This window comes from Herbaspirillum sp. SJZ099, assembly GCF_007828355.1.
Classification (GTDB): domain Bacteria; phylum Pseudomonadota; class Gammaproteobacteria; order Burkholderiales; family Burkholderiaceae_D; genus Herbaspirillum.
The window spans coordinates 15,866-37,190 of the sequence record NZ_VIUO01000002.1 but is presented as its reverse complement, the minus strand read 5'-3'; the positions used below and the strand labels follow the sequence as shown (position 1 = coordinate 37,190).

18 protein-coding genes are annotated in these 21,325 nt (G+C 64.7%); 8 read left to right on the top strand and 10 right to left on the bottom strand.

The window, feature by feature from the left end; all coding sequences use genetic code 11:
- Window positions 1–79: 79 nt before the first annotated feature.
- Both FB597_RS05200 and FB597_RS05195 read left to right on the top strand, forming a co-directional pair.
- Entirely contained in the window at window positions 80–697 is a 618-nt protein-coding gene (locus FB597_RS05200; RefSeq protein WP_144768461.1) for an HD-GYP domain-containing protein, read from the top strand.
- Window positions 698–790: 93 nt separating this feature from the next.
- Window positions 791–2,002, top strand: a complete 1,212-nt coding sequence (locus tag FB597_RS05195; protein WP_144768459.1) for a YbfB/YjiJ family MFS transporter — start codon at window positions 791–793, stop codon at window positions 2,000–2,002.
- Between the two features lie 19 nt (window positions 2,003–2,021).
- On the opposite strand, the gene hisC is transcribed toward FB597_RS05195, so the two are convergent.
- From hisC to FB597_RS05180, 3 genes are all read right to left on the bottom strand, one after another.
- Window positions 2,022–3,098: a histidinol-phosphate transaminase gene (gene hisC, locus FB597_RS05190; RefSeq protein WP_144768457.1), complete on the bottom strand. Its 1,077-nt coding sequence runs from the start codon at window positions 3,096–3,098 to the stop codon at window positions 2,022–2,024.
- 83 nt (window positions 3,099–3,181) lie between these two features.
- The gene (locus FB597_RS05185; RefSeq protein WP_144768456.1) at window positions 3,182–3,847 is read right to left on the bottom strand and encodes a hypothetical protein; all 666 of its coding nucleotides are present in this window, start codon (window positions 3,845–3,847) and stop codon (window positions 3,182–3,184) included.
- Between the two features lie 82 nt (window positions 3,848–3,929).
- The gene (locus FB597_RS05180; protein WP_144768454.1) at window positions 3,930–4,604 is read right to left on the bottom strand and encodes a Crp/Fnr family transcriptional regulator; all 675 of its coding nucleotides are present in this window, start codon (window positions 4,602–4,604) and stop codon (window positions 3,930–3,932) included.
- Between the two features lie 181 nt (window positions 4,605–4,785).
- On the opposite strand from FB597_RS05180, the gene FB597_RS05175 reads away from it, so the two are divergent.
- A complete protein-coding gene (locus FB597_RS05175; RefSeq protein WP_144768452.1) occupies window positions 4,786–6,420 on the top strand; it encodes an acyl-CoA synthetase in 1,635 nt (544 codons plus the stop codon).
- Between the two features lie 18 nt (window positions 6,421–6,438).
- On the opposite strand, the gene FB597_RS05170 is transcribed toward FB597_RS05175, so the two are convergent.
- From FB597_RS05170 to FB597_RS05140, 7 genes are all read right to left on the bottom strand, one after another.
- Window positions 6,439–7,038: a molybdopterin-dependent oxidoreductase gene (locus FB597_RS05170; RefSeq protein WP_141914144.1), complete on the bottom strand. Its 600-nt coding sequence runs from the start codon at window positions 7,036–7,038 to the stop codon at window positions 6,439–6,441.
- Window positions 7,039–7,048: 10 nt separating this feature from the next.
- Complete coding sequence (locus tag FB597_RS05165) at window positions 7,049–8,335, bottom strand: branched-chain amino acid ABC transporter substrate-binding protein (RefSeq protein ID WP_255517085.1); 1,287 nt, start codon at window positions 8,333–8,335, stop codon at window positions 7,049–7,051.
- 464 nt (window positions 8,336–8,799) lie between these two features.
- Complete coding sequence (locus FB597_RS05160; RefSeq protein WP_144768449.1) at window positions 8,800–9,714, bottom strand: bile acid:sodium symporter family protein; 915 nt, start codon at window positions 9,712–9,714, stop codon at window positions 8,800–8,802.
- A 270-nt stretch (window positions 9,715–9,984) separates the two neighbouring features.
- Entirely contained in the window at window positions 9,985–10,275 is a 291-nt protein-coding gene (locus FB597_RS05155) for a hypothetical protein (RefSeq protein WP_144768447.1), read from the bottom strand.
- A 305-nt stretch (window positions 10,276–10,580) separates the two neighbouring features.
- On the bottom strand, window positions 10,581–12,248 hold the full coding sequence (gene ettA / locus FB597_RS05150) for an energy-dependent translational throttle protein EttA (protein ID WP_144768445.1): 1,668 nt from the start codon (window positions 12,246–12,248) through the stop codon (window positions 10,581–10,583).
- A 34-nt stretch (window positions 12,249–12,282) separates the two neighbouring features.
- Window positions 12,283–13,155 (bottom strand): EamA family transporter RarD, encoded by an 873-nt coding sequence (gene rarD, locus FB597_RS05145; RefSeq protein WP_144768443.1) that lies wholly within the window; start codon window positions 13,153–13,155, stop codon window positions 12,283–12,285.
- 441 nt (window positions 13,156–13,596) lie between these two features.
- Entirely contained in the window at window positions 13,597–14,838 is a 1,242-nt protein-coding gene (locus FB597_RS05140; RefSeq protein ID WP_141914150.1) for a Bcr/CflA family multidrug efflux MFS transporter, read from the bottom strand.
- A gap of 228 nt (window positions 14,839–15,066) precedes the next feature.
- Here FB597_RS05140 and FB597_RS05135 point away from each other — a divergent pair, with 228 nt between their 5' ends.
- The 5 genes from FB597_RS05135 (at window position 15,067) to urtD (ending at window position 21,322) form a co-directional block, all read left to right on the top strand.
- Window positions 15,067–15,894, top strand: coding sequence for a ferritin-like domain-containing protein (locus FB597_RS05135; protein WP_144768441.1), 828 nt, complete (start codon window positions 15,067–15,069; stop codon window positions 15,892–15,894).
- A 304-nt stretch (window positions 15,895–16,198) separates the two neighbouring features.
- Entirely contained in the window at window positions 16,199–17,452 is a 1,254-nt protein-coding gene (urtA, locus tag FB597_RS05130; RefSeq protein ID WP_141914152.1) for an urea ABC transporter substrate-binding protein, read from the top strand.
- Window positions 17,453–17,691: 239 nt separating this feature from the next.
- Window positions 17,692–19,308 (top strand): urea ABC transporter permease subunit UrtB, encoded by a 1,617-nt coding sequence (urtB, locus tag FB597_RS05125; RefSeq protein ID WP_144768440.1) that lies wholly within the window; start codon window positions 17,692–17,694, stop codon window positions 19,306–19,308.
- Window positions 19,305–20,447 carry an urea ABC transporter permease subunit UrtC gene (urtC, locus tag FB597_RS05120; protein WP_144768438.1) on the top strand — a complete coding sequence of 381 codons (1,143 nt, stop codon included), beginning with the start codon at window positions 19,305–19,307 and terminating at the stop codon, window positions 20,445–20,447. Before urtB ends, urtC begins: the two co-directional genes overlap by 4 nt.
- Complete coding sequence (gene urtD, locus FB597_RS05115) at window positions 20,444–21,322, top strand: urea ABC transporter ATP-binding protein UrtD (protein WP_144768436.1); 879 nt, start codon at window positions 20,444–20,446, stop codon at window positions 21,320–21,322. The genes urtC and urtD overlap by 4 nt, the downstream gene beginning before the upstream one ends.
- The last annotated feature ends 3 nt before the right edge of the window (window positions 21,323–21,325 follow it).

The following is a 21,325-nucleotide window of genomic DNA, read 5'->3' as shown; positions in this document are numbered from 1 at the left end:
CTTCGGGATTGCAGCCGCTATTATCCGACATCCGGGGCATCCGCTCCCGGCCGGCGCGCTGCGATATCGCAGGAATCGCATGCCAGACTCAGACTCAAACCCGCACCAAAACCCGATCTACCAGGAAATCATCGATGCGCTGGTCGCCATGCACCGGTTTACCGATGGCTATACCCCGAGCCACGAAGACTGCACCGCGACGCTGTGCGTGAAAATCGCGACACAGCTCGGCTTGCCGCGCGAACGCATCGACGTCTTGCGCATGGCGGCGCAAGTGCATGACATCGGCAAGGCCAGGATACCGCTGGCGCTGCTGACCCAACCCGGCCGCATCACCGACGAGCAATACGCGCTGCTCAAGACGCATGTGCAGGCCGGCTACGACATCCTCAGCAAGATCGGCTTTCCCTTCAACCTGGCCGAGATCGTCTGGTGCCATCATGAATATCTCGACGGCAGCGGCTATCCGCGCGGCGTCACGGCCGAATCGATCCCGCTGGAGTCGCGCATCCTGACGGTATCCGACATCGTCGAATCGATCTCGGCCGACCGTCCTTACCGCAAATCGCTGGGCATGGCGGTAGCGCTCGACGAGATCCGCCGCCTGAGCGGGACGCGCCTCGACCCGCGCGTGGTGGACGCCTGCCTGCGCGTCGTGGCGCAAGACGCCGCCGGAAACCGAAGCGCGGCCGCCTAAGCCGTACCGGGACCGGCCAAGCGGCGCCAGCCCCATTTGGGCTACACTTGGCGCACATAAAATGAGGCCCCCAGGCTTCGGAGACGCCAGCCCATGTCCGCCACCACCGATCCCGCCCCCCACGATTTCATCCAGCGCCATCCCATCCTGACCGCGCTGGCCTTGTCGCTGGGCACCGCCATCGCCCTGGGCGTGGCGCGCTTTTCCTATGCGCTGCTGCTGGCGCCGATGCGCGCCGACCTCGGCTGGCCCTACCTGGTCGCCGGCGGCATGAATACCGGCAACGCGCTGGGCTATCTGCTGGGCGCGCTGATTACGCCATGGCTGATGCGGCGCTACATGGCGCATCGCGTGCTGATCGGCGGCGCCTTGGCTACCGCATTGCTGACCTTCGCCCCCGGCTTCGTCACCGACACTGCCGCGCAACTCGCGCTGCGCGTGGCCACCGGCATCACCAGCGCTTTCCTCTTCGTCGCCGGCGGCTTGCTGGTCAGCCGCCTGGCGGCATTGCACCCACAACGCGCGGGATTGCTGCTGGGACTGTATTACGGCGGCACCGGCATCGGCATCGCCGTGGCCTCGCTGACGGTGCCGGCGGTCATGCAAGCGGCCGCCGAACACGGCGCGGCGCATCCCTGGCAATGGGCCTGGCTGCTGCTGGGCGCGCTGGCGCTGGCGGCCAGCGTATTCATGTCGCTGCCGGCGCGCCATATCCCGGCGCCGGCCGCGCAGGCGTCGGCAAGCGGCAGCTTCAAGCCGCGCAGCCTGATCTTCGGCCTGGCTGGATATTTGTTTTTCGGGCTCGGCTATATCGGCTACATGACCTTTGTCATCGCGCTGCTCAAGGAGCAAGGCATGGCGCCGCAGCGCATCACGCTGTTCTTCACGCTGCTGGGCGTGGCCACCTTCGCCTCGTCGCGCATCTGGGCGCGCATGCTGGACCGCTTCCGCGGCGGCCAGTCGCTGGCCATCCTCAACACGCTGCTGTGCGTGGCCACGCTGATCCCGGCACTCACCAGCCAGGCGGCGGCGGTGTTCGCCTCGGGCATCCTGTTCGGCGCCTGCTTCCTGTCGGCGGTGGCCTCCACCACGGCGATGGTGCGGCACAACCTGCCGCAGGCCGACTGGCCGGCCGGCATCAGCGCCTTCACCATCATCTTCGCCGCAGGGCAGATCGTCGGCCCCACCATCGTCGGCTGGATCGCCGATGGCGCGGGCGGATTGCAACGCGGGCTGGTGTTCTCGGCGCTGACGCTGCTGGCGGGCGCGCTGGTCGCATGGCGGCAGCGCCCGCTGGAAAAGTAACGCCGACTGCCCCCCCTCGTCAGGAAAGGTGGCGCTGCAACGCCTGCACCAGCGCACCGCAAGCCTCGTCGGTGCCGATGGTGATGCGCAGGAACTGGCTGATGCGCGCGCTGCCGAAGTGGCGCACGATGATGCCGTCGCCGCGCAGGGCCGCCGCCAGCCTGGCCGCGTCGTGCTGCGGGTGGCGCGCGAACACGAAGTTGGCGGCCGATGGCAGCACCTCGAAACCGAGCTGCGCCAGCGAGGCGACCAGCTTCTCGCGGCTGGCGATGACCATGTCGCAGGTCTTCCGGAAATATTCCTCATCCTCGATGGCGGCGGTGGCGCCGGCGATCGCCGGGCGGTCCAGTGGATAGGAATTGAAACTGTTCTTCACCCGCTCCAGCGCATCGACCAGGTCGGCGTGGCCGATGGCGAAACCGACCCGCATGCCGGCCAGCGAACGCGACTTGGACAGCGTCTGCACCACCAGCAGGTTGGGATAACGCTGCACCAGCGGGATCGCGCTGTCGCCGCCGAAATCGATATAGGCCTCGTCCACCACTACCACGCGTTGCGGGTTGCCCTGCACGATGCGCTCGACCTCGGCCAGCGGCAACAGGCAGCCGGTGGGGGCGTTCGGATTGGGGAAGATGATGCCGCCGATGGCGTCTCCGTGGCCGAGATAGTCGTCGGCGCGCAGCGTGAAATCGTCGGCCAGCGGCACCGCCCGGTATTGGACCTGGTACAGGCCGGCGTAGGTCGGATAGAAACTGTAGGTGATGTCCGGGAACAGGATCGGCTTGCCATACTGGAGCAGCGCATGGAAGGCATGCGCCAGCACTTCGTCGGAACCGTTGCCGACGAACACTTCGCGCGCGGTGATGTCATCGGCGGCATGGCGGCGGGCGATGGCCAGCTTGAGCGGCTCGGCATCGGGGTTGGGATACAGGCGCAGGCTGTCGCCCACTTCGCGCGCGATCGCCTCGAGCGCGCGCGGCGACGGCCCGTAGGGATTCTCGTTGGTATTGAGCTTGACCAGGTTGGCGATCCTGGGCTGTTCGCCCGGGGTATAAGGCGTCAGGCGGCTGACGATGGGACTCCAGAACTTGCTCATGGGGAAATCGGCCCGCGAAGGGCAACAGGGAATGGAAAAGGAAACGCAGATGGTAGCAAACTTGGCGCTACCGGCGGCAGCATTCAGAAATAGGGCCGGTAGCGCGGGCGGCGCAAGGCATCGCCCCGCGGCTCGGGCGCCGGCTGCAGCGGCGCCGGGCTCAACAGCGCAATGGCGCGCTGGGCGATCTCCGGCGGCAGCCCGATGACATCCTGGCAAGCCTGCGCCATGGCCGCCGCCGAAGCGAACCCGGCTTCGGCGAAGCCGCCGCCGGCGCCGTCCATGCGCGCCAGTTGCGCCAGCACCCTCGCCACGCGCTGCTCGCGCACCAGCGCCCGCAAGGATTCGCCTTCGGCAAACAGGAAGGCGCGCAAACGCGCCGGCGTGACTTGCCACATGCCGGCCACCCGCGCGGCGCGCCAGTCGGCGGCGGGATCGTCGAAGATGGCCGCGGCCAGTTTGCGCGTCCACGGCTTGCTGGCGTCGGCGGCGCGTTCCATCTCCGGGCTGGCGTGCGCCTCCAGCGCCAGCGACCACACCGCCGGGCGCGCCTGGCCCGGCGCCAGGCGCGGATGCGCGAGGCAGGAGAAACGCACGAAAGGCGGCACGGTAAAGCTCTCCCCTGCGCGCAACTCGATAGCGACGCCGCCGCTCTTGAGCGTGGCCGCGCCCTTCCACACTTTCACGCGCGCAGGCGCGGCGAAGCGCAGTTCGCGCAGCAGCAAAGTATGGTGGGTGACGATGGCCATGAGCGTTGGAAACGGAATACCGATGATGGATGTTAAGCGAGCGGGCAGCCGCAGACTGTCATTGCGGCGACCATGATACGTCTCATAGCGAAGCCATGCCGAAGGCGCGCAAACCGTCGAGGTCGACCACACGGATGCTCTGGTAGGAAATCTCCACCAGTCCCAGTCCGGCCAGCTTGCGCATGGCCTGGTTGACGCGCTGGCGCGACAAACCGGTCAGCAGGCCGATCTCTTCCTGCGACAGCTCCAGCACCGGCGAGGTGCGCGGATACAGCATCGGGTGGAACAGCTGGGCGATGGCCTGGGCCACGCGCGCGTCGACGCCGAGCAGGCGTTCGTTCTGCACGGTGGCGATGAACTGGCCCATGCGTTCGTTCAATTGGCGGATCACGAAGGAGTTGAACGGCAGGCTTTCGGCCATCAGGCGGTGGAACGTGTCGGCCGGCACCAGCATGATGTGCGAGGCGCGCACCGCGATCACGTCGTAGCGGCGCGGCTCGCGCTTGATCACGCTGCCCTCGCCGCACCAGCCGCCTTCGGGCACGCCCGACAGCGTGCTGCTGCGCCCGTCCACGCTGTAGACGGCGAGCTTGATCAGGCCCTCTTGCACGCCGATCCAATAGTTGGAAGCCTCGCCGCGCCGGGCGATAAACGCGTCGGCCGCAAAGCGCGCCAGTTGGGCGCTCGCCGCCGCCAATCTGCGGTGTTCGCCGGACAGCGCACAGAACCAGTCGTGCTGCGATAATTGTTGCTCCATCCCCGATGCCGTTGCCAGTCGATATGCGCCGATTGTCGCACGAGCGCCCTGTCGCCCTGATGACAAAGCGCACACGCCATTGGTGCTACCCTGCTCACAGGGCCTTGTTCCCACTCCATCTGCGAGATGCGGAACGGCAGCCATACGAATAATGCAAACGCACCATCAGGAGACAGGCACCATGGCAGATTTCGACACCGGCCTCGGCCGCAACGCCGCCAACTACGCGGCACTCACGCCCATCGATTTCATCGCGCGCGCCGCCGAGGTGTACGGGCAGCGCCTGGCCATCGCGCACGGCACGCTGCGCCAGAACTGGGACCAGACCTACCGCCGCACGCGCCGCCTGGCCAGCGCCTTGCAGCAACTCGGCGTGGGCAAGAACGACACGGTGGCGGCGATGCTGCCCAACACGCCGGCCATGGTGGAAGCCCACTTCGGCGTGCCGATGGCAGGCGCGGTGCTGAATGCGCTCAACATCCGGCTCGACGTCGAATCGATCGCCTTCATGCTGCGCCACGGCGAAGCGAAAGTATTGCTGGTCGATAGCGAATTCGCCGGGATGGCGCGCCAGCTCAAGGCGCAGTTGCCGGCGCTGGAGATCGTGGAAGTCCATGACGCGCTGGGGCCGGTCACCGAAGAAGCTTTCGGCGACTGCGAATACGAGGCCCTGCTGGGCGGCGGCGACGAATATTTTGCCTGGCAATTGCCGGCCGACGAATGGGATGCGATCGCGCTGAACTACACCTCGGGCACCACGGGCGACCCCAAGGGCGTGGTCTACCACCATCGCGGCGCGGCCATCAATGCGATTTCCAACATCCTCGAATGGGACATGCCCAAGCATCCGGTCTACCTGTGGACGCTGCCCATGTTCCACTGCAACGGCTGGTGCTTCCCCTGGACGGTGGCCGCGCGCGCGGGCGTGAACGTGTGCCTGCGCAAGTTCGAACCGAAGCTGGTATTCGACCTGATCCGCGAGCACGGCATCAGCCACTACTGCGCCGCACCCATCGTGCATGCCGCGCTGGCCAACGCGCCGGCCGAATGGCGCGACGGCATCCGCGGCCCGGTGCGCGGCATGGTGGCGGGAGCGCCGCCGCCGGCCGCGGTGCTGGCGAAGATGGAGGCGATGCAGTTCGAGCTGGCGCATGTATATGGCCTGACCGAAGTCTACGGGCCGGCGGCCATGTGCGCCGAGCAGGACGACTGGGCCGGCAAGACGGTGGACGAGCGCGCGGTGCTGAAGTCGCGCCAGGGCGTGCGCTACCACCTGCAGGCGGGCGTGAGCGTGCGCTCTCCCGACACCATGCAACCGGTGCGGGCCGACGGCGAGGAAATCGGCGAGATCATGTTCCGCGGCAACATCTGCATGAAGGGTTACCTGAAGAACGACAAGGCAACGCAGGAAGCCTTCGCCGGCGGCTGGTTCCATACCGGCGACCTCGGCGTGGTCAACCCCGACGGCTACATCAAGATCAAGGACCGCAGCAAGGACATCATCATCTCCGGCGGCGAGAACATTTCCAGCGTCGAGGTGGAGGATGTGCTGTACCGCCATCCGGCGGTGCTGGCCGCGGCGGTGGTGGCGCAGCCGGACGAGAAATGGGGCGAGACGCCATGCGCCTTCGTCGAGTTGAAGGATGGCGCGCAAGTCGATGCGCAGACCCTGATCGATTTTTGCAAGGGCCACCTGGCCGGCTTCAAGGCGCCCAAGGCGGTCTACTTCGGTCCGTTGCCCAAGACCTCCACCGGCAAGATCCAGAAGTTCGAACTGCGCAAGCGCATGAAATCCGACAGCGCCATCGACGTCTGAAGCGATGGCGCGCCGCGCTCAGCCCTTGGCGCGCTTGCGCACGGCGATGTGATAGATGCCCCAGGGGCACAAGCCGAAGCGCTCCGTCACCGGGCGCGCGGCCATCTCGGGAAAACGGTCGGCCTCGTACACCGCCCACAGCGGCCCCAGCCCGCCCAGCGGCATCGGCTTGCCGTCCAGATGGGTGGCGACGATGAAACGGTACTTCAAGGCATCCTCGCGCGGCACCATCACGGCATAGCCGTCGATGGCGCGCAAGACATAGCCCTCCGCGTCCGGATCGGCGCCGGCCGCGCGCATCACATCGGCCAGCAGCGGGCCGCGCAGCGCATGGCGCTTGCCGTCGTATTCCAGCGTGGGGCGGATGCCGACCGCGGGCAGCGCCGCCAGCGCGGCGAAGTCGAAGGTGCGGGCCTTGTCGAATTCCAGCTTCTGCTTGTGCATCATCTGGTCCAGCGCGGGATCGATGGGGCCGCGGTTGGGCGCGGAAATCTCGCCGGTGACCGTCAGCAGCACCGGGCCGGACGGGGCCGGCTTGCTGCCGGCGGCCATGGCCGGCACGGCCGCCGCAGTCGCCAGCGCCGACGCGGCGGTACGCAGGAAATCCCTCTTCTTCATGTTCCTCCTCTCAATGGCGTGCCCCGGAAACCGGCTTATCCGGCGCGGCGCCGGCATTGTAGGGCTTGCCGGCGTCAGGGCCGGCAAGGGGCGTCTCCGCGGCTTCCGCCGCTATTGGGGCGGCGGCGGCCGGATAACCCTCATACGTCTTCAACGGAACCCAGCGCTGTCCCTGCCCCTGGTAGACCGTGAAGACGGGAATGCGCGGATCGCCGTCGGGCTCAAAAGCCACCGTCCCCGTCAATCCCTTGAAGACGATCTTGTGCAGCGTGTCGATGAGCGTGCGCGGATTGGTGCTGTTGGCCTGGCGCATCGCCGCCACCAGCACCTGCACGGCATCGTAGGCAAACGGCGTCGTGCCGTAGATATTGAGGCCGAAGCGCTGGTGGTATTCCTCCTCGAACCGCCGCCAGCCCGGCATGTCCCGCGGCGGCATGCCGGACTCGATAGCCACCACGCCGTTGGCCGCCGAGCGCGCAGCGATCAGGTAAGTGGCCCCGGCCACGCCGCTGGAGGCCAGCAAGAGCCGCATGCCGCCGCCTTCCTGCTGGATCAGCTGGGTCAGCAATACCGCCTGTGCGCTGTAGCCGCCGAAGAACAAGGCCTCGGCGCCGCGCCGCTTCATCTCGCGGATCATCTGCCGCAAGTCGCTGGTGTAGCTGATGCGTTCGCGCCCGACCACCGTGATGCCCGCCTGGCGCGCATACTCGGTGACGCTGGTGGCCAGGCCGATGCCAAACATGGACTCGTTATCCACCACCCCGAGGCGGCGGATCCCCATGCTCCGCGCCGCGTAATCGACCAGGTTGGCGGCCGCAAGGTCATCGCGTCCGACCATGCGGAAAAATCCCTCGTTGCCCTGTTCGCTCAGCGACGACGCGCTCGCCGCCGGGGTGAGCATGGGCACGCCGGCATCGGAATAGATCTTGGCAACGGCTTGCGCGGTGGTGGAGTTGGACGTGCCGATCACCGCCACCACCCCGGCCTGCAGCAATTGCCTGGCGACCGCCACGGCGGTCTCGGGATCGTTGCGGTCATCCTGGCGCAACAGGCGGAAAAAGACGCGCTGGTTGCCGATCCTGATTTGCTGGCGATTGATCTCGCCCAGCGCCATGTCGGCGGCGTTGGCCATGCTTTTGCCGAACGTCTCCGACACCCCGCTCAAGGCGCCGGAAAACCCGACCAGCACGACCCGCGCCTGATCGTCGGCATCCGGCGCGGCCAGGCCCGGCAGCGGCAACAGGCAGGCGAGCACAACCAATGCGATACGTCGGGCAAAACAATAAACACGGGACATGCACATCTCCAAACCCTGCCGGCAGCGCGCCTGGCAGTTCGCAAGGCTGGCGGCCGACTTGAAAAAGCAAGAAAGGTAGCTGCTGGGTAACGGCAAGAATACGCCCAGGGAAAATATTTTGGAAATATCGAAGTGGATCGAAATAATATTGCTTTCCGAAAACAAAAACGGAGCCGCAGCCCTAATGCCGTTCCGTTAAGGCTAATTCTGAAGCACTCATCCCCCCTATCCCGTTCGGGCTGAGTAGGCCCGCCAGGGCCGTATCGAAGCCAGCGTATCAGCGTGCCAACCTTACCGATCTTGCCTGCCCTTCGATACGCTGCTGCGCAGCTACTCAGGGCGAACGGGGTCTGGGCTGCACAAACAAAAATGCCGTTCAGCGCTTAACTGAACGGCATGAGAGCCGCAGCCCCGTTCTTGCCCTTCTCCGCCCATGGCATGGGCGGCAACGCATCGCGACTGCGTCAGTCGCGCGGCGGGCGTCCGCGCCAGTAGCCGGCCAGCAGCGAACCCGAGAGGTTATGCCAGACCGAGAACAATGCGCCCGGCAACGCCGCCACCGGCGTGAAATACAGCTTGCCCAGCGCCGCCGCCAGGCCGGAGTTCTGCATGCCGACCTCGATGGCCAGGGTACGGCAGATCGCCTCGTCGAAACCCAGCAAACGCCCGCCCCAGTAACCGCCCAGCAAACCCAGGCCGTTATGCAGGATCACGCCCGCCAGCACCACCAGCCCGACCGAGGCGATGCTGGCCTGGCTACCCGCCACCACGGCCGCGATGATCAGCAGGATCGCCACCATCGACACCAGCGACAGGTAAGGTTCGATACGGCGGATGAAGCCGCCGGCGAAGATGTTGAGCACCAGGCCGACCACGATCGGCACCACCACGATCTGCACGATGGACATCAGCATCGCATGCGCGTCGAAATGGATCGATGCGTCCACATACAGCTCGGTGAGCATCGGCGTGGCGAACACCGACACCAGCGCCGACAGCGTGGAGATGGTGACCGACAGCGCGACATCGCCGCGCGAGAGATAGATCATCACGTTGGAAGCGGTGCCGGAAGCGACGCTGCCCACCAGCACCATGCCGGCGGTGAGGTCGGGCGGCATGCGCAGCGCCTTGGCGATGATCCACGCCGCCAGCGGCATGACCAGGTAATGCAGCACGATGCCGGCGGCCACCGGCGCCGGGCGCTTGATGATGCGCTTGAAGTCATCGACCGTCAGCGTCACGCCCATGGTCAGCATGATCAGGGTCAACAACTGGGTGACATATTTGCCGATCGGCGTGAAGGTCGGCGGAGTGAAATAAGCTGCCGCCGAAAGCAGCAGCGCCCACACTGGAAACAGGCGGGTAATGGTTGCGAGCATGATGGAATCCGGATGAGTAATTACTGTCCCCGTCTTTCGTGAAAGACATGGGAGGCGCGTTTAGTTTAGTTATAGGAAGATCGCGGGTTGCGCGGACAACAGACAGGCAGGCAGGTTCGGCTCGCACCCGATGCGGCGGCGGCCTCTTCTCGTTATCACGCCTTGTGGGCGCAAGGACGGGATTTTACCCGCCTGCGGAAAATCCTGCCGGCGCCGGCGATTGCCTGCCGAAACCGCAACGCGCCGGAAGCAACCGCCTGGCGTCGACGCTCAGGAAACCTTGTCGCACTTGAACGTGATCAGCGCCTTGGGCGGCAAAAAAAACACCACGCCCTCGGAACGCTCGCTGCCAACCACCCGCATGCGTCCGCCCAGGTTCTTGCAATAGGCATCGGCCTGCTGCAACCCCTGGATAGCCACGCCATCGTTGCCATGCCAGCGCGAGCTGGCGGTGAGCATGTAGGTATCCTGGCCCAGCTGCGTCACTGGCCCGGACGAAGCGCACGCCGCCAGCAGCAACGATGCCGCCATCATGCACGCCATCCCATATCGCTGATTCATCGCCGCTCCCACGGTGTTCTTATATTCGACGATGTTAGCGGCGCACAGCGATGACGTCATGCGTTCCTACAACTCTTTACATTGGAGAAAGGACGCCGAAGAAAAATCGCGAACCCCAACACCGAAGCCGCAGGCGAGCCGGACACGAAGTCCGCTTCTGACCAGCCGCTCCCGGCGCTCCCCTTCGACCGGAGAAAGAAAAGCATAAAGCCAGTACACCAACACGCAGCAAGACCAGACTACCCCCAAAAAACAAAAACGCCGCTAAACATCAGCGGCGTCTCCATCAAAGCAAAACAAAAAAATCAGCGAGTAACAGGCTTATAGCGAATCCGCTTAGGCTTGGCAGCCTCCTCACCCAACCGCTTCTTCTTGTCCGCCTCATACTCCTGATAGTTGCCATCAAAGAAGCTGACCTGCGAATCGCCCTCAAACGCAATGATGTGGGTAGCGATACGGTCCAGGAACCAGCGATCGTGGGAAATCACCAGCACGGTCCCCGCAAACTCCAGCAAGGCATCTTCCAGCGCCCGCAAGGTTTCCACGTCAAGGTCGTTGGACGGTTCATCCAGCAGCAGCACGTTGCCGCCCTGCAGCAGGGTCTTGGCCAGGTGCAGGCGGCCGCGTTCGCCGCCGGACAGGTTGCCGACGATCTTCTGCTGGTCGCCGCCCTTGAAGTTGAAGCGTCCCAGATAGGCGCGCGACGGCATTTCGAAACGCCCCACGGTCAGGATATCGGCGCCGCCGGCGACATCTTCGAACACGGTCTTCTTGTTTTCCAGATCCTCGCGCGACTGGTCCACCAGCGAAATCTTGACGGTAGGGCCAAGCACCAGTTCGCCGCTGTCGGGCTGTTCGCGGCCGGCCAGCATGCGGAACAGGGTCGACTTACCGGCGCCGTTGGGGCCGATGATGCCGACGATGGCGCCGGCCGGGATCTTGAAGTTCAGGTTGTCGATCAAGAGGCGGTCGCCGTAGCCCTTGCTGACGTTCTTGAACTCGATGACTTCATTGCCCAGGCGCTCGGCCACGGGAATGAAGATTTCCTGGGTTTCGTTGCGCTTCTGGTATTCGTGTTCGGAGAGTTCGTTGAAGCGCGCCAGGCGCGCCTTGCTCTTGGCCTGGCGGCCCTTGGGGTTCTGGCGCACCCATTCCAGTTCCTTGGCGATGGTCTTCTGGCGCGCCGATTCGCTGGCCTCTTCCTGCTTCAGGCGGGCTTCCTTCTGCTCCAGCCAGGATGAGTAATTGCCTTTCCACGGAATGCCGTGGCCGCGGTCCAGTTCCAGGATCCACTCGGCGGCATTGTCGAGGAAGTAGCGGTCGTGGGTGATGGCCACCACGGTGCCGGGGAAGCGCTGCAGGAACTGCTCCAGCCAGTCCACCGATTCGGCGTCCAGGTGGTTGGTCGGCTCGTCCAGCAGCAGCATGTCGGGCTTGGACAACAGCAGCTTGCACAGCGCCACGCGGCGCTTTTCGCCGCCCGACAGCACGCCGATCTTGGCGTCCCACGGCGGCAGGCGCAGCGCGTCGGCGGCCATTTCCAGCTGCTGGTTCAGGCTGTTGCCGTCGGCCGCGGCGATGATCGCCTCCAGGCGCGCCTGCTCGGTGGCCAGCGCGTCGAAGTCGGCATTCTCCTCGGCGTAGGCGGCATACACCGCGTCCAGCTTGGCCTGCGCCTCGAACACCTCGCCCAGCGCGCTTTCCACTTCCTGGCGCACAGTCTTGTCGGCGTCCAGTTGCGGCTCCTGCGGCAGGTAGCCGATGTTGAGGTTGGGCATCGGGATCGCCTCGCCTTCGATCTCCTTGTCAATGCCGGCCATGATCTTGAGCAGGGTCGACTTGCCCGAGCCGTTCAGGCCCAGCACGCCGATCTTGGCGCCGGGGAAGAAGGACAGCGAGATGTCCTTCAGGATCTGCCGCTTCGGCGGCACGATCTTGCCGACGCGGTTCATAGTGAATACGTATTGAGCCATGTTTACGATGCCAAAGAAAGAAATGATGGATGTGCTAGGCGGTTTGCGCACGGGTGCGCCAGAAGCGCCACAAGCCTTCGGCGGAGTATACCGCGAGCGCCAGCCAGATCACGCTAAAACCGACCGCGCGATCGCCGGCGAAGGACTCGCCGTAGATCAGCACGCCAGTCAGCAACTGGATGGTGGGCGAGATGTATTGCAACAAACCCAACAACGACAATGGAATGCGGCGCGCCGCCTGGGCGAACAACAGCAGCGGCACCGCGGTCACCGGCCCGGACAGCGCCAGCAGTAGCTGCGCGCCAGGCGAGGCGGTGAGAAAACTGTTGCTGCCGCGCCAGGTATCGACGCCCAGAAAAACCAGCACCAGCGGCAGCATCATCAGCGTCTCCAGCGACAAGCCTTCCAGCGCGCCCAGCGGCGCGGTCTTGCGCAGCAGGCCATAGAGCCCGAAGGTGGCGGCGATGATCAGGCCGATCCAGGGCAGGCTGCCGTTGGCGATGGTCAGCCACAGTACCGCCCCCAGCGCCAGGACCACTGCCAGCCACTGCAGCGGCCGCATGCGTTCCTTCAGGAGCAGGTAGCCCAGCAAGACGCTCACCAGCGGGCTCATGAAGTAGCCCAGGCTGGTGTCGACGATGCGCCCGGCGTTGACCGCCCACACATACAAGGTCCAGTTGCCCGACAACAGCAGCGCCGACAACAGGAAACCGAGCAGCACGCGCGGTTGTTGCGCGGCCCGCTTGAGCCACGCCCACTGGCGCCGCCACAGCAGCACCCCGGTGAGGAATATGAAGGACCAGAACAGGCGATGGATGACGATATCGAAGGAGGGAATCTCCTTGAGCATCTTGAAGTAAAGCGGGAACAGTCCCCACAGCAGGAAACTGGAGATGGCGTAGAGCATTGCGGCGCAGGAAATCGGAAAAAAACCGGGCCTTGTTATGGTTGGCGTAGCTGCCCGATGGGAGGCGACATTATTGCAGGATTCGCCCTTTTCGGCTGGCCGCAGCTCAATCCGCCGCCGCGGATGCCGGCAGGTGTACCTCGATGCGCCCGCGCAGCGCCACCACTTCGCAATCCTCTTCGTGCGCCACGCCCGGCCTGACTGGTCAGACCGCGACAACAGGATCAGCAATTAGCGAGCCAAATACCGGCGAACCATGGCGCGGGAAAATGCGGGGAACGATGCGGCGGATGCCGACCGTCCAGCGCCAAGAATGTGCGCGCCGGAAAAGGCGTGCGCCAAGTTGGGAATGCCGCGGGCGCGGCGCGCATCCGTCGCCCGGAAAAGAAAACGCCGCTGTCACCAGCGGCGCTCTTCACTTCAACTCTGGATCGGTTCAGGTCATCGCGGCGCCACCGCCGGCGCCGCAGTCTCATGCTTGGCCACCAGGTGATACAGCAGGAACGCCGATATGCCGCATACCGCCATCACCGTCACCAGCGGCAGGGCCGTGCCGTCATGCCACAAGCTCATCGCCACGCCCGACAGCACGCCCATGCCGAATTGCAGCGTCCCCATCAATGCCGCCGCGGTGCCGGCCTGGCGGCCCTGGTGCTTCAAGGCGACGGCCGTGGCGTTGGGGCCGGTGAAACCGTAGGAGGTAAGAAAGCCGAAGAAGCCGACCAGCAGCAGCGGCAGGCTTTCCTGGCCGGCCGCCACCATCAGCGCCACGAACAGCGACAGGCCGGCCGGCAGCCACAGCACGCGGCCCAGCACGCGCTCGGCCGAGCGCTTCATCACCAGCCGCGCATTGACCTGCGAGGCGGCGATCAGGCCGATGGCGTTGGAAGCGAAGACGAAGCCGAAGTACTGCGGCTTGATGCCATGCAGCTCGATGATCACGAACGGGCCGCCGGCGATGTAGGCGAACATGCCGGCCTGCACCAGGCCGCCGCACAGCACGTAGGCCATGAACTGCTTGTGGCGCAGCAGCCCCCAGTACTGGCGCAGCGTGCGCCCCAGGTGCAAGGGCTCGGCCTGATGCACGTCGACGGTCTCGGTCAGGTACTTGCGGGTACCAACCAGGCACAGCAGGCCGAAGATGGTCAGCACCACGAAGATGCCGCGCCAGCTCGCCATCACCAGCATGATGCCGCCGATGAACGGCGCCAGGATGGGCGCCAGGCCGAACACCAGCATCAGCATCGAGAAGGCCTTGGCCGAACCTTCGGCGCCCATGCGGTCGCGCACCATCGCGCGCGGGATCACCATGCCGGCGCTGCCGCCCAGGCCCTGGAAGAAGCGCAGCACGATCAGCGTCTCGATGTTTTGGGCGAAGATGCACAGCAGCGAACAGATGAAATACAGCGTAATGCCGAAGAACAGCGGCGGCTTGCGGCCGAAGCGGTCGGACAGCGGGCCGTAGAACATCTGGCCCAGCGCCAGGCCGACCAGGAACGTGGCCAGCGTGAGCTGGACCAGGTTGGTGCCGACGTTGAGGTCTTGCGCAATGGCGGTGAAACTGGGCAAGTACATGTCGATGGCCAGCGCGCCCATCGCGGTGAGGGCCGCGAGCACCGCCAGCCATGGGGGAAATTTGCCCGTCGAGAGCGATGTGTCTTGCGAGGTTTCTTTGATGCTCATGGGAAATCGGTAGGACGGCCTGCGGACGGCCGGTGAAGTGAGTCGGTCATTATAAGTCCTCAGCCATTTTCCTTCAGGCAAGGGAAACCGGACGTGCGCTGACACAGGCCTGACAACTGGCCCAAATACGCGCCGACATGCAAAGAAACGCAAGGCGACGGCCATTGCCTGAACCAAAGATACCGTGCTGCATCATACCTTGATGCCAACCACGCCGAGGACAAGCAAATGACCATACGCCGTGAAGCAAAAACGCACTGGACCATCGAGGATATCGATTTCGCACGCATCGACACCGCGCGTGCCCGCAAGGATGAGAATCTGTTCTACCTCGTGGCCTGCGCTTCCTTCGTCGAAAGCGGCTCCGACCTCTATACCCACAACCTGGTCGAGTATTACCGCGGCGACGATGAGGTGGAAAGCTGGCTGCGCGAACAATGGGAACGCGAGGAACTGCAGCACGGGGCCGCGTTGCGCGCCTATGTCGCATATGTATGGCCGGAGTTCGCATGGGAACGCGCCTACGCGAGCTTCCTTGATGAGTATTCGCAATATTGCAAGGTGGAACTGCTGGAACCCACCCGCGCCCAGGAGCTGGCCGCCCGTTGCGTGGTCGAGACCGGCACCGCGACTTACTACCGGGCGCTGGCGCGCGCTACCGATGAGCCGGTACTGAAACAACTGGCCGGGCTCATCGCCAACGATGAGGTGAACCATTACAAGCACTTCTACCAATACTTCCGGCGCTACCGCCGCCTGGAGAAGATCGGCCGTTCGCGCGTGCTCGGCACGCTCGGCCGGCGCACGCTGGAACTGAAGAACGAAGACGCCGACTGCGCCATCCGCCATGTGGTGAAAGCGCACCGCCCGGACCTGGCGGCCGACCCGGCGCGCCTGAAGGAGCTGGCATCGCGGATGAGCCGCACGGTGCGCATCAACCTCAAGCCGGAAACCACGATCAAGATGATCATGCGGCCGCTGGAGCTGCCCGTCATGGTGCAGAACATGATCGAGTTCCCGATCCGCCAGTTCATGCGGCACGTACTGCTGCGCTGAACCGCCTCACTCCCGCCTCGCCGGCATGACAATGGCCATGCCGGCCCGCCGCGCGCCCCAACTTCGCGCACGCGTCAGCGCCAGCTTGGTGAAAGCGCTGGCCGGATCCTGGCCTTGTCGACAAAACTTCCCATATTTGGTGCGTAAATTTACGCCCATTGGCAACATTGTTGCCCCTCCCTCGCCCTCCCCCGCCCCGCTTTGATGCATGCGGCCACCCGCGCCCCATCATTGGCACGCATTCTGCTAAAGCGACAAGGCAGTCAGAAAAACTCTTCCAACTCTATTCTCTGAGGGAGCAACCATGTCACGTCGTACCGTACTGAAAGCAACTGCACTTGGCGCATTCGCACTGGCCGCATCGTCCTGGCTTCCGTCCGCCTTCGCTGCGGACACCATCAAGGTCGGCATCCTGCATTCCCTCTCCGGCACCATGGCGATCTCGGAAACCTCGTTGAAGGACGTGGCGCTGATGACCATCGATGAAATCAACGCCGCCGGCGGCGTGATGGGCAAGAAGCTGGAACCGGTGGTGGTCGACCCGGCGTCCAACTGGCCGCTGTTCGCCGAAAAGGCGCGCCAGCTGATTTCGCAGGACAAGGTTTCGGTGGTGTTCGGCTGCTGGACCTCGGTGTCGCGCAAGTCGGTGCTGCCGGTGTTCAAGGAATTGAACAGCCTGCTGTTCTACCCGGTGCAGTATGAAGGCGAAGAGTTGGAGAAGAACGTGTTCTACACCGGCGCGGCGCCGAACCAGCAGGCGATCCCGGCCACCGAATACCTGATGTCGAAAGAAGGCGGCGGTGCCAAGCGCTTCGTGCTGCTGGGCACCGACTATGTCTACCCGCGCACCACCAACAAGATCCTGCGCGCCTTCCTGCACAGCAAGGGCGTGAAGGATTCCGACATCGACGAGGTCTACACCCCGTTCGGCCACTCCGATTACCAGACCATCGTCGCCAACATCAAGAAGTTCGCGGCCGGCGGCAAGACCGCGGTGATCTCGACCATCAACGGCGACTCCAACGTGCCGTTCTACAAGGAACTGGGCAACGCCGGCCTGAAGGCGACCGATGTGCCGGTGGTGGCGTTCTCGGTGGGTGAAGAGGAACTGCGCGGCGTCGACACCAAACCGCTGGTGGGCCACCTGGCGGCCTGGAACTACTTCGAATCGGTGAAGAACCCGGTCAATGCCGCCTTCATCAAGAAGTGGAAAGCCTATGCCAAGGCCAAGGGCCTGCCCAACGCCGACACCGTGGTGACCAACGACCCGATGGAAGCGACCTACGTCGGCATCTACATGTGGAAGCAGGCGGTGGAAAAGGCCAAGTCGACCGACACCGACAAGGTGATCGCGGCCATGGGCGGCCAGACCTTCAAGGCGCCGTCCGGCTACACGCTGGAAATGGACAAGACCAACCACCACCTGCACAAGCCGGTGATGATCGGCGAGATCAAGGCCGATGGCCAGTTCAACGTGGTCAACAAGACCAAGGGCACGATCCGGGCGCAACCGTGGAGCCCGTATATCCCGGGCAACGAAGGCAAGCAGAAGATGTAATTGCAGTCATGGCGCTGGGGTGCGCCTGCGATACGCGGCTACGCCGCTACCCAGTCCGAACGGGACCTGTTATACCCGCCGCCCGTTCGGACTGAGTAGCCGCAGCGCGGCGTATCGAAGGCGCGCCGCCAGTCCAGCGGTCACACCCACCACGACAAAACAGCCGCTTCCCGCTGTGCCTGCCGCCCGCCGTCCGGCATATCGCCCTACGTCCGGCAGCGCCGGGACCAGAACCAAAAATGAAAACAGCCTTCAAGCTCTTACGCGCGATGCTCGCGATGTGGCTCTGCGCACACGCGCTGGCCGCCGGCGCCGCCATCGCACCGGATCTGTTGAAACCCTTGGGAGGAGACGATCCCGATGCCCGCATCGAGGCGGTCAACAAGATTGCCGCACTCGCCAATGACGACGCGGCGAAGATCCTCAATGCCCTGAACAGCGACGCGCTGTACGCCACGCCGGCCGGCGAGGTGCTGATCGTCGACGATGCCGGCAACGCCTTCAACCCGGCCACCGGCCAGACCGGCCCGGCGCCGGACGATGCCGAAGGCATCACCGTCAACAACCGCCTGCGCGGCGCGGTCGAAGGCGCGATGTCGGGACTGAAATTGCTGTCCCAGGAGCGCAACATTCGCCTGGCGGCCGCTGCCGACCTGCTCAAGAATGCCGATCCGGCGCAGCTGCCGCTGATCGAAAAGGCGCTGGCCAAGGAAACCGATCCGCAGATCAAGGACGTGCTGCAGCAAGTGCAGGCCACCGCCAACCTGCATGCGCCCGATCCCGCCACCCGGCGCGCCGCGGTGAAAACCCTGGGCGACACCACCAACGCATCGCTCAAACCCGCGCTGCAACAGATGCTGGCCAAAAATCCCGACGGCAGCTACCTCGAACCCGACGAAGGCGTGCGGATCGAAGCCGTGCGCACGCTGGCGGCGCTGGAGCGCCACCTGTCGATCGTCGATTTCGCCGGCAAGCTGTTCTACGGCATCTCCCTGGGCAGCGTGCTGCTGCTGGCGGCGCTGGGCCTGGCCATCACCTTCGGCCTGATGGGCATCATCAACATGGCGCACGGCGAGCTGCTGATGATCGGCGCCTACACCACCTATGTGTGCCAGCTGGTGTTCCGCAAATACTTCCCCGGCGCCATCGACGCTTATCTCGTGGTGGCATTGCCGGCGGCATTCATCGTCGCCGGCGCGGTCGGCATCGCGCTGGAGCGCCTGGTGATCCGCTGGCTCTATGGCCGTCCGCTGGAAACCCTGCTGTGCACCTGGGGCATCAGCCTGATGCTGATGCAGGGCGTGCGCTCCATCTTCGGCGCGCAGAACGTCGAGGTCGCCAACCCGAGCTGGATGTCGGGCGGCGTCACCGTGCTGGGGTCGCTGGTGCTGTCCTACAACCGCATCGTGATCGTGTTCTTCGCGCTGTTCGTGGTATTCGCGGTGTGGCTGATCCTCAACAAGACGCGCCTGGGCCTGTTCGTGCGCGCGGTCACGCAGAACCGCCGCATGGCCGACTGCGTGGGCGTATCCACCGGCAAGATCGACATGATGACCTTCGGCCTGGGCTGCGGCATCGCCGGCCTGGGCGGCGTGGCGCTGTCGCAGCTGGGCAACGTCGGCCCCGACCTCGGCCAGGGCTATATCGTCGACTCCTTCATGGTGGTGGTGCTGGGCGGCGTCGGCCAGCTGGCCGGCACCGTGATCGCGGCATTCGGCCTCGGTGAAGTCAACAAGTTCCTGGAACCGGTGGCCGGCGCGGTATTGGCCAAGATCGCCATCCTGGTATTCATCATCGTCTTCATCCAGAAGCGTCCGCAGGGACTCTTCGCACTCAAGGGAAGGAGCGTGGAATGAACGCCATGATCATGCGACCCTCTTTATTTTCCAGGCCCGCCTGGACCGGCATCGTGGTCTGCACCGTGATCCTGGCGCTGCTGCCGCTGTGCAACCTGGCCTTCCCCGAGGGCAGCGCGCTGCATGTGTCGGGCTACACCATCGCCCTGGTCGGCAAGTTCATGTGCTATGCCATGGCGGCGCTGGCGCTGGACCTGGTGTGGGGCTATACCGGCATCCTGTCGCTGGGCCATGGCGTGTTCTTCGCGCTGGGCGGCTATGCGCACGGCATGTACCTGATGCGCGCCATCGGCCGCGACGGCGTGTACCAGAGCGACCTGCCGGACTTCATGGTGTTCCTCAACTGGAAGGCCTATCCGTGGTACTGGTGGATGACCGAGCACTTCTGGTTCGCCATGCTGCTGGTGGTGCTGGTGCCTGGCCTGCTGGCGTTCGTGTTCGGCTATTTCGCCTTCCGTTCGCGCATCAAGGGCGTGTACTTCTCGATCATCACGCAAGCGATGACCTTCGCCTTCATGCTGCTGTTCTTCCGCAACGACACCGGCTTCGGCGGCAACAACGGCTTCACCGACTTCAAGCGCATCCTCGGCTTCACCATCACCGCGCCGGGCACCAAGGCAGCCATCTACCTGGTGACGCTGGCGCTGCTGTTCGGCGCGCTGTTCCTGTGCCGCCTGATCGTCACTTCCAAGCTGGGCCGGGTGCTGCAGGGCGTGCGCGACTCCGAGTCGCGCCTGATGTTCATCGGCTACAACCCGCTGTGGTTCAAGCTGTTCGTGTGGACACTGTCGGCCGTGATCTGCGGCATCGCCGGCGCCCTCTACGTGCCGCAGGTGGGCATCATCAACCCCTCGGAAATGTCGCCGGCCAACTCGATCGAGATGGTGATCTGGGCCGCGGTGGGCGGACGCGGCACGCTCCTGGGCCCGATCATCGGCGCGTTCACCGTCAATGGCCTCAAGAGCTGGTTCACCGCGGCTTTCCCCGACCTGTGGCTGTATGCGCTGGGCCTGATCTTCATCCTGGTCACGCTGTTCCTGCCGCAGGGCATCGTCGGCCTGATCCAGAAACTGAAAAAGCGCGACGCGCCGCCCTCGCCAGCCGGCGAAGGCGAGGCCGCGACCAAGGAGGCAGCATGAGCGCAATCGAACCGGGCAAGGCGCCCAGCGCCCCGGCTGGCATCGGCGGCCTGGGCGGCAATGTCGACACGCCGCACGCCGACCACGGCACGTCCTACGAACGCATCAAACCCGAAGGCGTGGACACCATCCACGGCGCCATCCTCTACCTGGAAAACATTTCGGTCGTGTTCGACGGCTTCCGCGCCATCAACAACCTCAACCTCGACATCTCGGTGGGCGAACTGCGCTGCATCATCGGTCCCAACGGCGCCGGCAAGACCACCATGATGGACGTGATCACCGGCAAGACGCGGCCGACCGCCGGCACCGCCTTCTTCGGCCAGAGCATCGACCTGACGCGGATGACCGAGTACGAGATCGCGCACGCCGGCATCGGCCGCAAGTTCCAGCGTCCTACCGTGTTCGAGCAGCACACGGTGTTCGAAAACCTGGAGCTGGCGATGAAGATGGACAAGCGCGTCAAGACCACGCTGTTCGCGCGCCTGTCGTCGGAACAGATCGGCAAGATCGAGGAGATCCTCAAACTGATCCGCTTGAACGGCCAGGAAAACCGCCTGGCCGGCCTGCTCTCGCACGGCCAGAAGCAATGGCTGGAAATCGGCATGCTGCTGATGCAGGAACCGCAATTGCTGCTGCTGGACGAACCGGTGGCCGGCATGTCCGACGCCGAGACCGTGCGCACCGCCGAACTGTTGAACGAGCTGCGCGGCAAGCATTCGATCATGGTGGTGGAGCACGACATGGGTTTCGTCGAGGAGATCGCGCAGGGCGGCAAGGTCACGGTGCTGCACGAGGGTTCGGTGCTGGCCGAAGGCAACATGCAGCAGGTGCAGTCCAACGAACGCGTGATCGAAGTCTATCTGGGGCGTTAACAC

What these genes read in the sequence shown, in the direction of transcription:
- hisC (WP_144768457.1), bottom strand. Translation starts at nt 3,098, where the DNA reads ATGAGCAAGTTCTGGAGTCCCATCGTCAGCCGCCTGACGCCTTATACC.
- FB597_RS05170 (WP_141914144.1), bottom strand. Translation starts at nt 7,038, where the DNA reads ATGAAGAAGAGGGATTTCCTGCGTACCGCCGCGTCGGCGCTGGCGACT.
- FB597_RS05185 (WP_144768456.1), bottom strand. Translation starts at nt 3,847, where the DNA reads ATGGCCATCGTCACCCACCATACTTTGCTGCTGCGCGAACTGCGCTTC.
- FB597_RS05160 (WP_144768449.1), bottom strand. Translation starts at nt 9,714, where the DNA reads ATGCTCGCAACCATTACCCGCCTGTTTCCAGTGTGGGCGCTGCTGCTT.
- FB597_RS05135 (WP_144768441.1), top strand. Translation starts at nt 15,067, where the DNA reads ATGACCATACGCCGTGAAGCAAAAACGCACTGGACCATCGAGGATATC.
- FB597_RS05195 (WP_144768459.1), top strand. Translation starts at nt 791, where the DNA reads ATGTCCGCCACCACCGATCCCGCCCCCCACGATTTCATCCAGCGCCAT.
- urtB (WP_144768440.1), top strand. Translation starts at nt 17,692, where the DNA reads ATGAAAACAGCCTTCAAGCTCTTACGCGCGATGCTCGCGATGTGGCTC.
- urtA (WP_141914152.1), top strand. Translation starts at nt 16,199, where the DNA reads ATGTCACGTCGTACCGTACTGAAAGCAACTGCACTTGGCGCATTCGCA.
- urtD (WP_144768436.1), top strand. Translation starts at nt 20,444, where the DNA reads ATGAGCGCAATCGAACCGGGCAAGGCGCCCAGCGCCCCGGCTGGCATC.
- rarD (WP_144768443.1), bottom strand. Translation starts at nt 13,155, where the DNA reads ATGCTCTACGCCATCTCCAGTTTCCTGCTGTGGGGACTGTTCCCGCTT.
- FB597_RS05140 (WP_141914150.1), bottom strand. Translation starts at nt 14,838, where the DNA reads ATGAGCATCAAAGAAACCTCGCAAGACACATCGCTCTCGACGGGCAAA.
- urtC (WP_144768438.1), top strand. Translation starts at nt 19,305, where the DNA reads ATGAACGCCATGATCATGCGACCCTCTTTATTTTCCAGGCCCGCCTGG.
- FB597_RS05180 (WP_144768454.1), bottom strand. Translation starts at nt 4,604, where the DNA reads ATGGAGCAACAATTATCGCAGCACGACTGGTTCTGTGCGCTGTCCGGC.
- FB597_RS05155 (WP_144768447.1), bottom strand. Translation starts at nt 10,275, where the DNA reads ATGAATCAGCGATATGGGATGGCGTGCATGATGGCGGCATCGTTGCTG.
- FB597_RS05175 (WP_144768452.1), top strand. Translation starts at nt 4,786, where the DNA reads ATGGCAGATTTCGACACCGGCCTCGGCCGCAACGCCGCCAACTACGCG.
- FB597_RS05200 (WP_144768461.1), top strand. Translation starts at nt 80, where the DNA reads ATGCCAGACTCAGACTCAAACCCGCACCAAAACCCGATCTACCAGGAA.
- ettA (WP_144768445.1), bottom strand. Translation starts at nt 12,248, where the DNA reads ATGGCTCAATACGTATTCACTATGAACCGCGTCGGCAAGATCGTGCCG.
- FB597_RS05165 (WP_255517085.1), bottom strand. Translation starts at nt 8,335, where the DNA reads ATGTCCCGTGTTTATTGTTTTGCCCGACGTATCGCATTGGTTGTGCTC.